Annotated in this window: 9 protein-coding genes; 8 read left to right on the top strand and 1 reads right to left on the bottom strand. The window is 61.9% G+C overall.

Features of this window, described 5'->3' with window-relative positions:
* Positions 1–84: 84 nt before the first annotated feature.
* From BV071_RS28695 to BV071_RS28660, 8 genes are all read left to right on the top strand, one after another.
* Positions 85–360: a hypothetical protein gene (locus tag BV071_RS28695; protein ID WP_052574007.1), complete on the top strand. Its 276-nt coding sequence runs from the start codon at positions 85–87 to the stop codon at positions 358–360.
* 15 nt (positions 361–375) lie between these two features.
* Positions 376–669 carry a hypothetical protein gene (locus tag BV071_RS28690; protein WP_265595017.1) on the top strand — a complete coding sequence of 98 codons (294 nt, stop codon included), beginning with the start codon at positions 376–378 and terminating at the stop codon, positions 667–669.
* Positions 670–723: 54 nt separating this feature from the next.
* Complete coding sequence (locus tag BV071_RS28685; protein ID WP_035614859.1) at positions 724–1,602, top strand: hypothetical protein; 879 nt, start codon at positions 724–726, stop codon at positions 1,600–1,602.
* Positions 1,603–1,659: 57 nt separating this feature from the next.
* The gene (locus BV071_RS28680) at positions 1,660–3,009 is read left to right on the top strand and encodes an ATP-dependent Clp protease proteolytic subunit (protein WP_052574006.1); all 1,350 of its coding nucleotides are present in this window, start codon (positions 1,660–1,662) and stop codon (positions 3,007–3,009) included.
* A gap of 144 nt (positions 3,010–3,153) precedes the next feature.
* Complete coding sequence (locus BV071_RS28675; protein ID WP_035614856.1) at positions 3,154–5,868, top strand: PQQ-dependent sugar dehydrogenase; 2,715 nt, start codon at positions 3,154–3,156, stop codon at positions 5,866–5,868.
* A gap of 238 nt (positions 5,869–6,106) precedes the next feature.
* On the top strand, positions 6,107–6,403 hold the full coding sequence (locus tag BV071_RS35935) for a PEP-CTERM sorting domain-containing protein (protein ID WP_265595016.1): 297 nt from the start codon (positions 6,107–6,109) through the stop codon (positions 6,401–6,403).
* Positions 6,404–6,547: 144 nt separating this feature from the next.
* Positions 6,548–8,449 (top strand): alpha/beta hydrolase fold domain-containing protein, encoded by a 1,902-nt coding sequence (locus BV071_RS33895; protein WP_052574005.1) that lies wholly within the window; start codon positions 6,548–6,550, stop codon positions 8,447–8,449.
* Between the two features lie 86 nt (positions 8,450–8,535).
* Entirely contained in the window at positions 8,536–12,276 is a 3,741-nt protein-coding gene (locus BV071_RS28660; RefSeq protein ID WP_035614850.1) for a PQQ-dependent sugar dehydrogenase, read from the top strand.
* Between the two features lie 9 nt (positions 12,277–12,285).
* Here the strand turns inward: BV071_RS28660 and BV071_RS28655 are convergent, their stop codons facing one another.
* Positions 12,286–12,987: a hypothetical protein gene (locus tag BV071_RS28655; RefSeq protein WP_035614846.1), complete on the bottom strand. Its 702-nt coding sequence runs from the start codon at positions 12,985–12,987 to the stop codon at positions 12,286–12,288.
* Between the last annotated feature and the right edge of the window lie 8 nt (positions 12,988–12,995).

Genomic DNA, 12,995 nt, shown 5'->3' with positions numbered 1-12,995 from the left:
CTTGGCAGGCTTTTTCCGCGAGCATCCCGCCTGCCAGATTCCGGCTGACTTCTCCGATCCCTTGCAACAGGCTGTGCGGGCCGGATGGACCACGACGCCTTTTTCCAAGACCTTCTCGCAGCGGTGGAGCAGCAACTGGCTGCCCCGCAGACCCGCTATGTCGCGAAGACCCTGCAACGCCTCACTGCGGGCGGAATGAGCGAGCAAGACGCCAAGGAGCGCATCGCCGCCTGCCTGGGCGAGGAGACCGACGCGATGTACCGGCGCAAGAAGGGCTTCGACGAGAAGAGCTACCAGGAGAAGCTCGACGCGATCCGGGCGGATGAGAAATTCGAAGACGGCGAGGACGAGGAAGAGTAGAACCCAATGCGCAAGATGCTCCACCCACAGCCCGTATCACCCAACTATCAGGATGCACTGGTTTTCTCCGGTATCCTTCAGCTGCTGCTGCAATTCTTCGCGGCGCTGACCTTCGACGGCGGAGTGCTGCTATTCGTCAATACCCTCGCCATTGGGGCTTTCTGGATAGTGGCTGCCTTCATTTTCTTCCGCCGACCCGCAGGGCCGAGTCCACGGGACGCCCGGATCCTGCGGCTCGGCTACCCCCTGTTGTTGTGCCACGTGGGTGTGCTCGTGATGCTGACTTGGAAATGGCAGGGCCGACTGTAGCCCTCGATTTCCGCCTTCGACAAACCAGCAAGCCGCGCCTAAGAAGCGCCGCCCATGCCTGACAAAGAGCCACCGCAAGCCACCGCCCGCTCCCCCTTCGCCGGCTGCCTGATCCTGATCCTGGCGCTGCTGATGCTGGTGAGCTTGGTCGGTTTCGCCGTTTGGCTGCCTTTCAAGCAGGCCACGGAGATGGAGAAGTTCACCTCCCCCACCCCTGCCCCACTGCCGGTGGAGACCGTGGATCAGGCCAAGCTCGCCGAGCTGACCGCCCGGATGGAGAAATTCAGCGATGAGCTGAAGGGCGACGCCAAAACGCCCGCCCGGATGGAGCTCAGCGTCGAGGACCTGAACCTCGCCATCGCTGCCTACAAGCCGGTCGAGCAGCTCCGCGGAACCTTCCGGGTGAAGGAAATCACTCAGGAAGCGCTGCTTATCGACATCAACTACAAGTTGAACGGCAAGCCGCGGCTGGCTCGCGACGGTGAGGACGGCCCGATTACGGCCGATCCGCGCTACCTCATCGGTTCGCTCAAGGGCCACCCGCTGCTGGCGCGGCGGGAATTGGCGCTGAAGGTCAGTTCCCTCGAAGTTCCAGGAAAAACGGTGGCGGAGGGCTTCATGGAGCATTTCTCCACCCTGCGGATCTTCGAAGCGGCCACCAAGGACGGCAATATCGGCCCTGCGATGGCAGCCCTGACCCGGGCCGAATTGGCCCCGGGGAAGCTGATTTTGGCCCGCGTCCCGGGCGAATCCCCGCCTGAAGTGGTGGGCGACGCAGCCTTCCGCGAGGGCGGCGGGCGAATCGTCAAATGGTTAGGCATCCTCGCCTGCGTCTTCCTTGCCTTCGTGGGGATTATTGTGTTTGTGGGAATCCGCAAACAGCGCCGATTGAAAAATTCCGGCGAAACAAGCCGGGGCGACGGTGGCGCTTGATTGCGAGATTGTCCGGGAAGATCGGTATTCCCCGCACTTCCTGCACCTGAACGCCCCATGAAAGCCACCACCCGTTGTACCTTGGCCCTGCTTGGCATGGCCACCGCCTTTGCTGTCGCTCAAGACGCCCCTGCACCCGCTCCGGCAACCCCCGCGGCTCCCGTGCCGGCCTCTGCCGCCACCCCGCCAATCGGCATCGGTAACATCCCGGCCGCTCCCGCCCCAACGGCGGACAAGCCGCAGGAAAAGCCCGCCGAGAAGTCCGCCGAAAAACCGGCCCCTGAGGCCAAGGCCGACCCCATCAAGGCCGAGCAGGAGAAGCTGTCGGTCGAGAACAATTTGGCCGCGGAGCGCCTGAAGGCGGAGACCAACGCAATGCGCGATGAGATCACTAAGCTCAAGATGGAGAAGGATCTCCTGACGGAGCGCATGGGACTGGCCGCTGCCAAGCGCCAGGCCGCGCAGGAAGACGAAAACGCCAAGGCCGAGGCCGAAAGCGCGAAGATCTCCCGCGAGGCCAGCATCGCCCGCGCCCGTGCCGAACTGCTCACCAACGAGCTGAAGTCGGTGCAGAGCGAGTCCGGTATCGCGCTCGCCAAGCTGCAGAACCAGATCTCCACCTATGAGATGGAAGGCAAGCGCAAGGCCTATGCCGACGCAAAGCCCACCTACTTGGAGAATCCGCTGAAGGATGACGGCACCCTGGTGATTTCCGACCGCCGGATCGCGCTGAACGGCTTGATCACGATGGCCACTGCGGACCACATCACGGACCGCATCGACTTCTACAACAACTTGGACAAGAAGCTGCCGATCTTCATCGTCATCGACGAATCGCCGGGCGGCTCGGTGATGGCCGGCTACCGGATCCAGAAGGCGATGGAGTCCAGCGACGCACCCGTGCACGTGGTGGTGAAGTCCTTCGCCGCCTCGATGGCCGCGGGGATCACCACTCTGGCGAAGCACTCCTACGCCTATCCGAATGCGGTCATCCTGCACCACCAGATCAGCTCCACTCTCTTCGGCCAGCTCAACCTGACCGAGCAAGCGGAAGTGGTGAAGGAAAGCCAGCGCTGGTGGGCCCGCTTCGGCACCCCCATCGCGCAAAAGATGGGCGTGACCACGGACGAATTCATCAAGCAGATGTATGCCCACAACTCCTCGGGCGACTGGAGCGAGTTCGGCGAGGATGCCTGCAAGCTCAAGTGGGTCGATCACATCGTCCAAGGCATCGAGGAAACCTCGTTCACCAAGAACCCCGATTCGGGTCCGGTGGCGACTCCCGCCCCGAACGCGCTGAAGGAAGAAGTGGATGCCAATGGCAAGCCCTTCTCCTACCTGCCGCACCTCACGCCGAAGGACGTTTACTTCCTCTACAACCCCGACAACTACTTCCGCATGCGCTGAGCCGCAGCGAAGTTGTTCCACTGGTATTCGCGAAAGCCCCGGCATCAGCCGGGGCTTTTTGCAATGTGGAAGTGCCTTGTTTTCAGTTAGAAATGGCACATCTGGCGCTTTGACTTCGGAATCCACTTCACTAGGTTCCGTTTTATGCGCCGTCCCCCCCTGGTCGCTTTCCTCCTCCCCTGCGTATTGGCTTCCGCCTTCGCCGATCCCGCACCACTGCGTCAGCCAAACCCCGCGCTGAATGTGCCAGCCACGCCTCCCGTGGACAGCACCAGCTTTGCGCTCGTCAATGCCTTCCCGAACCTGAGCTTCAGCGAGCCGGTGTGCTTGGTTTCGCCGCCGGGAGACACCCACCGCCTCTTCATCTGCGAGCAGGGCGGCAAGATCTGGATGATCCCGGATACTGCCGCCGCCAGCCCGACCAAGGTGCTGTTTCTTGATCTGTTAGCCACGGTGAATGCCCGCACCGGCGAGCGGCTCCGAACCAATGGCGACGAGATCGGCCTGCTCGGCATGGCCTTCCATCCGCAGTACGCGAGCAACCGTTACTTCTACCTCGCTTACAGCGTGGGTCTGGGCAGCGGGAATGCGCCGCCGCTACATGACCGCCTGTGCCGCTTCACCACCCAAGCTGCCAATCCGAATCTTGCGGATACCACCAGCGAGCTGGTTTACATCGACCAACGTGACCAGCAGGGAAATCACAACGGCGGCGACCTCCACTTCGGTCCGGATGGTTATCTCTACTTCAGCGTGGGTGACGAGGGCGGGCAGAACGACCAACAGCTCAACGCACAGATCATCGACCGCGATTTCTTCTCCGCGATCTTCCGGATCGATGTCGACAAGAAGCCGGGCAACCTCGAGCCCAACCCGAATCCCAACCCGGCCTATGCGGACAGCACCGGATCATCCATCAAGCGCGACAACGGCATCGCCCGCTACTCCGTGCCGGCGGATAATCCCTTCGTCGGGGCCACGACTTTCAACGGTCTGCCGGTAAATCCTGACTACGTCCGCGGCGAGATGTGGGCGGTGGGCCTGCGCAATCCCTGGCGCTTCTCCTTCGACCCGATGACAAACAACCTGTGGTGCGGGGATGTTGGTGGCTCGAAGCGTGAGGAGGTGAACCTGATCGTGAAGGGCGGCAACTACGGCTGGGTCTATCGCGAGGGCCCCTTCGAGGGGCCGTGGGATGTGGCGGCTCATCCAGCGGCGCCCCCCGGCTTCACGTCGATCGATCCGGTTTACAACTATCACCATAGCCAAGGCGGCGCGGACTTCACTGGCGATTGCATCATCGGCGGCCTGGTCTGTCGCGGCGGCAGCGCCAGCTCGCTCTACGGCAAGTATCTCTTCGCCGATTACACCGAGGGCAAGGTCTGGTCGATGAACCAGGACGGCACCGGCGTGACCAAGATCTTCAGCGAGGGCGGGATCTCTGCCTTCGGCACGGACCCCTCGAACCAGGACGTGCTGCTGGCGGACGAGGACGGCGGCCGCCTCCTGAGGATCACCGGCAATGTTTCGGCCACGGCCTTCCCGAATACGCTTTCAGAGACCGGCCTGTTCACGAATGTCGCGAGCCTGACTCCGGCCCCGGGGGTGGTCCCCTACGAGGTCAACCTGCCCTTCTGGAGCGATCACGCGCAAAAGCAGCGCTGGTTCACAGTCCCAAGCCCCACCGCCACCTTCACCGGGTCACAAGATGGCCTTTGGACCCTGCCGACGGGCACGATCTGGGTAAAGCACTTCGACATGGAGATGCAGCGAGGCGTGCCCGCGAGCAAGAAGCGGATCGAGACGCGCTTGATCGTGAAGAACGCCGCGGGTGCTTATGGAGTAAGCTACCGCTGGAATGCCGGCGGGACGGAAGCCACGCTGGTGCCCGATGGCGGCGACAGTTTCAACCTGGCCATCACCGATAATGGCAACCCGGTGCCGCAGACCTGGACCATCCCCGCGCGCGGGCAGTGCATGATCTGCCACACCTCGCAGGCGGGCTATGCGCTCTCCTTCAACACCCGCCAGCTCAATCTGGAGAATGACATGTCCGGCCATGCCGGCAATCAGCTCACCACACTCTTCACGGAGGGCTATCTGAGTGGCGATCCGGGCTCGCCAAACCTCTTGCCGCGGCACTTGAGGCCGGACGAATCCACTTATTCGATCGAAGCCCGCGTGCGCTCCTACCTCGCGGTGAATTGTTCCTACTGCCACAAAACCGGTGGCACCGCGCTCGGCCAGTGGGATGGCCGGCCCGAGCTCACGCTGGACCAAACCAACCTGGTCAATGGCCCGGCGACCAACAACGGCGGCAACGAGGCCAACAAGCTCGTAGTTCCGGGCGACACCACTCACTCGATCGTCCTCAACCGCGTGGCAGTGACCAATGGCTTCACCCGCATGCCGCCGCTGGCCAGCAATGTGCTCGACACGGCGGCAGCCAACTTGCTGACGACCTGGATCAATGGCGAGCTGGAGAACCGCCAAACCTACGAGGCTTGGCGTATTTCGAACTTCGAACCGGATGGCGATCCCGCCGGAGCTCCGGCAGTCGATGCCGATGGCGACAAGCAGACCAACTATCAGGAATTCCTGGCGGGCACCGATCCGAATGCGGCGACGAGCCATCTGCTCCCGCAGGTCAACGCTGCGAATGGCGCCTATACTCTCTCCTTCAATCTGCCAGCCAACCGCTCCTTCCGCATCACCAGCACACCCGATCTAACACAAGCCTGGACGCCGTGGGACATCCCCGGCAATCAGCCTCTGCCGCACGCTGCCGGGCTGGTCGAATTCACCTTTCCGATTACCACACCTGAGCGCTACTTCAGGGTGGAGCTGCAGGAGCATTGAGCCTCACGGGCGAGACGCCCGGTTTTTCCAAGCGCTCGCGAACCCAAGCGTCTCATTCGTGCATTTTGCATCCACCCTTTCCTGCTTCCCTCGGTCCGCTTGGTTGACAGGGGTACCCTCGCGCCTTAGGATCACCTCAACCCTTTTGGTTGGCGCGAGCACTACGATCGGTTTTTCTAACCGCTACGATTGCCTCAAGCTTCCAAAATTTCACCCTCACCCTCACCCCCCAAACCAAGTGAAAAGCAGCTCAAAATGGCTGTTCGCCTGCCTGATCGGATTTGCCGTGCAGCAGGCACACGCTGCGCTTCTTGTCGATAAAGGCGCAAGCGGACTTCCTTCAAGCCAGCCGCTTGTTAAAGGCAAAGAAGGCGAGGCACCCCAATTGGATCAGCCTCGTCGCGATGATTGGAGTCAGGGCTCTCCTCATGCCTTGCAGACCTCGGTCGTCCCTGAGCCAAGCACCATGGTAGCGGTCAGCGGGCTTTTGCTCGCCGGCGCTTTCCTGCGTAGCCGCAGGTCGGCCAAGGCTTGAGACGACCTGAAGGTTTCCGCGCGTTAAGCGTGCGGATTCCTGCCTTTGGGACGGCATCCCTTCTACCCAAAAAGGGAGGGACACTCCTACCCGCGATTGGAATAGTTGTGCTACTTCTGCGCGCTCTTGCGTAGAGAAACAGCCATGCGATCCCAGCTCCTTCGCGCCCTCTTCTTTCTCTCCGCTCTGGCAGGCATCGCCTGTGCCGAGCCCCAGCGAATCCCGGTCTGGCCGGGCAAGGAGGCACCGAATGGCGACGGCAGCAGCTCACCCGCCACGACGATGCTCACGGTCTATCAGCCGGAACATCCGAACGGCGCGGCCATGGTCATCTGCCCGGGCGGCGGCTACGGCGGCCTGGTCACCGGTGGCGAGGGGCACGGCATCGCGCAGTGGCTGAATACCCACGGAATCACCGGCCTGGTGCTGGAATACCGGCTGCCGCAGGGCAGGAAGATGGTCCCCTTGCTCGACGCCCAGCGCGCGATCCGCCTCGCACGCTCGAAGGCGAAGGACTGGCAGATCGATCCGCAGCGCCTCGGCATCATCGGCTTCTCCGCGGGCGGTCATCTCGCTTCGACCGCCGCCACCCGCTTCGATGCGGGCTCCCCGCAGGCGGAGGATCCAGTCGATCGGCTCAGCTCCCGCCCGGACTTCGCAGTGCTGATCTACCCGGTGATCACGATGACCGAACTGACCCACGGCGGCTCGCGGAACAATCTGTTAGGGCAAAATCCGACGCCGCAGTCGATCGACGAATTCTCCACCGAGAAGCAGGTCACAGACAAAACCCCGCCTTGCTTCCTCGCCCATGCGAAGGACGACACGGTGGTCACACCGCGCAACAGCGAGCTCTTCGCCGATGCACTCAAGGCTCACCACGTAGCGGCCGAATACCTCGAGCTACCCTCTGGCGGCCATGGACTGAATGGCTACAAGGGTCCCTCGTGGGATGCATGGCAGGCGGGATCACTCAAGTGGCTGGAAGCCCAGGGCATGCTCACCGCCAAGACTTCTGCCACCGGTCATATCATTCCAGCCACGGACCCTCAGGTCCTCGCGGGACTTTCTCCTCTGAATTGGATCCGCACGAACGATGGCATTCATTCTCCAGTGTGTGGAGCATCCTTCAAGTTCGCCTTCCTCAACACGAAGAAAGTCGTGCTCAAGGTGGATACCACGCGATTGAAGTATCCCTCCCCCGCCCGCTTTCCGATCCTTGCCTGGACGGTCAACAAGAACCCGCTACAGACGCACCAGCTTGCAGCGGGAGAAAGCGAGATCACCCTTTCCGATTCCGTGGCGAATCCGGTGATCGATTTCTACATCAAGGGCCTTTCCCCCTTTGAGGATCGCTTCCACGGCGATGTGCCGGCAAATGCCGTGAGCATCACCGGCTTCGGCGTGGATGAAAAGGGACGCCTCACACCGCCGCCCGCCGGCCACCTCTGGCTGAACCTCGGCGATTCCATTCTCTCCGGTGATGGTGCCGCGTATGCCGGCAGCCAAGGCCGGCCGCCCGATGACCAGTGGGCCGCATCCGACGATGCGCGCGCGAGCTATGGCTATCTCTTGGCGAAGCACTATGGCTACCGGGAATCGCGCTTGGCCTTCGGTGGCTATGCCTGGCACGGCGGAGGCGGGAACAATCCCGATGTCGCGGGCTTGATCGATCGGATCACCAGCACAAGTTCACGCCTCACGGGTGAGAAACTCGTGCCGAGTCCCGATGTCGTTTTGGTCAATCTGGGCGAGAACCGCGCACCGGAGGCCGCCACCGCGATCGCTGGCCTCACGAAGCTGCGCCAGCGTTGCACGCCGGAGACGAAGATCATCGTGATGATCCCGGTGTCCGGCAGGGCTCGCAGCGAAGTGACTGCCGCGGTGCAGAGCTACGTGCAGGGCAGCAAGGATGAGCGGACCCATCTGGTAGACTTGGGACAAATCCAGTTTGAGACTTGCGATGGGCAGCACCCTACCGCGGCAGGGCATGAAGCGATCTACAAGGCGGCCCTGCCGTTTTTCGACAAGCTGCTGAAGAAGTAGGCCCGAAGCGTTGGCCAGATTCCCGGAGCGGCATGTCACCCTAAGCCTTTTGCCTTTCCTGAGATTCCGGCTAGCTTACGGGTTCCATGACCCGGAAAGCCACGCTCCTCTTCACGGTTCTTCTTGGTTCGGCACAGGCCCAAACCATCACGCACCGCTGGTCCTTCAATGGCACCGGGGCTTCCGGGAATGGCACGGTTCTCCCGGACTCGATCACTTCAGCGAATGGCGCAATCGTGGGTGTAGGGGCCGTGCGCACGGGCACGGCCCTGACTCTTCCCGGGACCACTAACGGAAGTCTGGCACCCGCGAACATTTCCGCTTACTTCGATCTGCCGAATGGCATCGTCTCCTCGAAGACGGACATGACCGTGGAGATCTGGGCGACGCTCCAGTCCTCCAAAAATTGGCAGCGGCTTTTCGACTTCGGCCGAATGAGTATTACCGGGAATGGTGCTCCCGGCGAGTTGACCGGCAGCGGCGGAGCGCCCAGCGCCGCGGCCTCGCGCGACAACCTGATGCTTGCAGCGCAACGCGGCACCGCCTTGAACCAGCAGCGGATCGCAGCACGCAACGACGGCGCCACCGAACTCGGCAATAACAACAGCGTCGATATGGTCCCCGGGACCCGCTACCACTTCGTGGCGACCTTCCAGGCCGGGGTCGGAGCAAATCCAGCCACCGGCGGTCGCTTCACCTGGTATCGGGATGGAGTTCAGGTTGGCTTCGTCGACACCAACTTCCGGCTCAACCAGATCGAGGACGTCAACAACTGGCTCGGGCGCTCGCAGTTCACTGACGATAGCAACTCGAACATCTCCTACGACGAGTTCCGCCTCTACTCCGGCGTGATGTCGCCCATCGACCAAACCGCAAGCCGCAAGGCCGGTGTGGATGCCGCGATGACGCCGACCGCCAATGCCGACACCGTCTCCCTGATGCCGGGCAAGAAAGCCGGCATCCCGGTGCTGACGAATGACAGCGGCCAAGCATTCCCCTCCAGCGTCGAGATCATCAGCGCACCGGTGAACGGCAGTGCCAGCGTTCAGAGTGACGGGCGCATCCTCTACACGCACACCAACCTCGCTGCGACCAGCGACTCGCTGAGCTACCGCGTGCGTGGTGGCGGCGGCTTCTCGAATACGGCGACGGTCACGATCACGATCCAGAACGCGCTCAAGCTGGCGAACTCAAACCTGAACGTGCCAGCAGCGCCGCCGACTACCGCGCTGCAACTGGTGAACGCCTTTCCCCTGCCGAACGATGACAACGGCGGCTTGGATTTCACCAGCCCGGTAGGCATCACCAATGCACCCGGCGATACCAAGCGGCTCTTCATCAGTCAAAAGGGTGGCTTGCTGCAAATGGTGCCGGATGTCACGGCCGCCACGCCGACAATTTCCACCTTCCTCAACCTGCCAACCATTCTCGCCACCCGCAACAACCCCACCGAGAGCGTCGATACCGGCTCCGAGTGCGGTCTGTTAGGCTTGGCCTTCCATCCCAACTACCAGACGAACCGCCGCTTCTTCGTCTTCTACTCGGTGACCAAGGGCGGGCAGCGCTACCAGCGGGTGTCGAGCTTCACCGCGCAGGCAAATTTCAACGCTGCGGATGCCGCGAGCGAGTCGATCCTGATCGAGCAACTCGACCAGGCAGGCAATCACAACGGCGGGGACATGCACTTCGGCCCCGATGGCTATCTCTACATCTCCATAGGTGACGAGGGCGACGGCAACGACACCTTCATCAACAGCCAGCAGATCAACAAGGACTTCTTCTCCGCCATCCTGCGGATCGACGTGGACAAGAGCCCCACGAACAGCATTGAGCCGAACCCACACCTCTCGATTATCCTGGATGATAACGGTATCGCGCGCTATTCGGTCCCAAAGACCAACCCCTTCGTGCTGCCCTCGAACGGCGGCAACTGGAATGGCACCTACAATGGCAGTGCGGTGAGCGGCACGGTCCGCAGTGAGTTCTGGGCCACCGGCCTGCGCAATCCCTGGCGGATGTCCTTCGATCCGCAGACCGGCACCCTCTGGTGCGGCGATGTTGGCCAGGACAAGCACGAGGAGATCAACATCATCACCCGCGGTGGCAACTACGGGTGGGTCTTCCGCGAGGGCAATGACGTGGGCGCCCGGACCACGAACCCGACGATGCCTGCCAACTTCGACACGCTCTACCACAGCAAGCCGACCTACACCTATGATCAGCCGGATACCGGCAGTTCGATGCCAGCGGAGTTCCAAGGCTTCTCGGTAACGGGCGGGCGGGTCTATCGCGGTACGAACATCCCCTCGCTCAGCGGGAAATACATCTTCGGCGACTACGGCACCGGCAACATCTGGTCGATGGATCTGAATGGCAGCAACGTGACCCGGATTGCGGGTGAGACCGGCATCGCTGGCTTCGGTTACGATTCCTCAAACGGCGATATCCTGATCGCGGACAACGATGGTAACCGCGTTCTGCGCTTGGTTCAATCCACGCAGACGCAGAGCTTTCCGGAGACTCTTTCGGCCACCGGTTTGTTTGCCGATCTCACGGATCTGACGCCGTCGCCGGGGATGGTTCCTTACAACGTGAATCTGCCTTTCTGGAGCGACCACGCGGTGAAGAGCCGCTGGTTCATCGTGCCGAATGGGACTTCGCAATTCACCACCTCGCAGGATGGCCTGTGGACCCTGCCATCCGGAACGATCTGGGTGAAGCACTTCGATATGGAGATGCAGCGCGGGGTTCCAGCGAGCAAGAAACGGATCGAGACTCGGCTGATCGTCAAGAACCCGACCGGTGCCTATGGCGTGAGCTACCGCTGGAACGACGCCGGGACCGAAGCGGACCTAGTTCCGGACGGCGGCGTGAACTTCAACCTGGCGATCACAGAGAATGGCAATCCGGTGCCGCAGACCTGGCGCATCCCCAGCCGCGCGGAGTGCATGGCATGCCACACCTCGCAGGCCGGGCATGCGCTGTCCTTCAACACGCGCCAACTCAACCTGGCGAATAGCATGCTCGGTTTCAGCGGCAACCAGCTCACGACGCTGCAACAGCAGGGATACTTCACCAACGATCCGGGATCGCCGAACCTGCTGCCGCGCCATCTGCGGCCGGATGAGACCAACTATCCACTGGAGGCCCGGGTGCGCTCTTACATCGCGGTCAATTGCTCCTACTGTCACAAGGCGGGCGGCAGCGCACCCACAGCGTGGGATGGCCGCCCGGAACTCACACTAACAGCCACAGGGCTGATCAATGGCACCCCGAACAACAATGGCGGCAACGCGGCGAACAAACTGGTGGTCCCCGGCTCGACCGCAAACTCGATCGTCTATCAGCGGGTCAATGGCACCGGAGGCTTCGGCCGCATGCCCCCACTGGCCAGCAACGTGATCGACCAGACGGATGCGAACCTGCTCTCACAATGGATCACCACCGAGCTACCGGGACGCCAAGTCTATGCTGACTGGCGGATCGCCAACTTCGAGCCGGACAATGACCCCAGCGGCGCCCCGGCCGAGGACCCCGATGGCGATGGCCTCACGAATCAGGAAGAGTTCCTCGCCGGAACCAATCCCCACGACCCGGCCAGCGCCTTCCGCCCCGGCGTGAGCGTGGACGGCGGGTCGCTGAATCTAAACTTCAGCGTTCCAGCGAACCGATCCTACCGCATCCATACCTCGACAGGACTCAATCAATGGACCCTCTGGGACATCCCGGAGAACCAAGGTCTGCCGGCTGGTGGTGGACCGGTCTTAATCACCAAGCCTGCGGGTGATCCCCAGCGCTTCTTCCGCATCGAGTTGTTTGAGAATTGAGAGAGCGCATCATTCCAGCCAAGGATAGTAAGCACCAAGGTAGCTCTTCGTGGAACGGCGATTCCCCTCGCATGCATGGGAGGCGAGGCAACGCACCTGCTCCTCATAATCCCCGGGGACGCCGCCCGCCTCAAGAAGGTGGAGAATGCAGCAGGAGGCATCAAAGGCCGTCCAGTTCATGAAAGGATCCTCCTTCCACAAATCAGGCATCTGCCACAGATAGGCGAGATGTTCCCGCAAGATCCCGGAGGCATGCGGATGCTCCGTTGCTGCGATACCTTGGATGAGATTCGCACTGCCCGGCCCTTGATGATTTCTCAAAGCGGTGACGAGGAAGTCAAAGGCCTGATCCTGAGGCAACGCACTTGCAACGATGTTCGCAATCGCTCCGCGTTCATCCTCACCACCATGGTCCATGATGTATTGCAGCATCCCGCGGAAATCAGCCTGATCCCGAAGCCAGCCGAGCCCCATGCAGAAGCTACCGCGCAGGCGATCAGACCAAGCCGGCCATTCCGCCTCGAGTTCCTCTAGGGAAATCGTGGCAGAGCCATCCATGAAGCGGGAGATAGTGAAGAACTTCTCGGTTCCCTCCTCGACATAGGTGCGCCCAAAGAGGCTTTCGCCCTTCAACGGCAGGCGCTTGCCTTCGAAGGTTAAAGCCGCGGGGTATTCCTCACCGAAGCGGCGCTTGAGTTCGTCGGGATCCATCGGGAGCT

Source organism: Haloferula sp. BvORR071, assembly GCF_000739615.1.
GTDB lineage: Bacteria > Verrucomicrobiota > Verrucomicrobiia > Verrucomicrobiales > Akkermansiaceae > Haloferula.
This window is presented reverse-complemented; position numbering and strand designations above follow the sequence as displayed.